Origin of the sequence: Exiguobacterium qingdaonense (assembly GCF_018617855.1) — a bacterium.
In the GTDB taxonomy this organism is placed as follows: Bacteria; Bacillota; Bacilli; order Exiguobacteriales; family Exiguobacteriaceae; genus Exiguobacterium; species Exiguobacterium qingdaonense.
This window is the reverse complement of sequence record NZ_JACSKY010000031.1, coordinates 1-665: the sequence shown is the minus strand read 5'-3', so window position 1 is coordinate 665 and position 665 is coordinate 1. Positions and strand designations below refer to the sequence as shown.

Below are 665 nucleotides of genomic sequence, written 5' to 3'. Positions count from 1 at the left end.
TCGCTCGCCTTTCCGGCGCCCACGCTTTCCGCAGGCAATCCCGGAGCCGCATCGCGACCTAGGTCGCTGCTGGGTCTCCGTCGGATTGCTTTCCTGCAGGAGTCGGGGCGCCGTCGGGCGAGCAACACAAACGGTCGTCCTCTGACGGCCGTTTGTCTTTTTCTGAGGCCTCGACGGCCGAAGAAAAAGCCCGGTACATACTTCGAATCGGTCCAAAAGGGGAAAGGGAAGGTAAACGCCGAGCCCGCCCGTCATCAAAAGGAGGAACCCGATATGTACCGCGCCCATCCTGAGAAACGACACGAAGCGATCCAGACGGAGACCACGTTGGACCAGTTGGTCCCGCAGGATCACCTCGTCCGAAAACTCGACCGCCACATCGACTTCTCGATCGTCCACCGCCTCTGCGCCCCGCTCTATTCGAACACCGGGACGCCCGGCATCGATCCCGAGATCATCATCAAGATCATCCTCCTCGGTCCGCTGTTCAACATCCGTTCCGTCCGTCAGACCGTGAAGGAGGTTCAGACGAACCTCGCCTATCGCTGGTTCCTCGGTCTCGGCATCGACGAGAAGGTGCCCGACCATTCGACGATCAGCCAGGCCTACCGGCGTCGTTTTCACGACAACGACGTGTTCCAGGAAATCTTCGAGGACATCGTGCG

At 60.3% G+C, this 665-nt stretch carries 1 protein-coding gene; it reads left to right on the top strand.

Going from position 1 to position 665, the window contains the following annotated elements:
- Window positions 1-273 precede the first annotated feature (273 nt).
- A partial coding sequence (locus KNP00_RS14070; RefSeq protein WP_215146297.1) for a transposase occupies window positions 274-665 on the top strand: 392 nt, incomplete at its 3' end.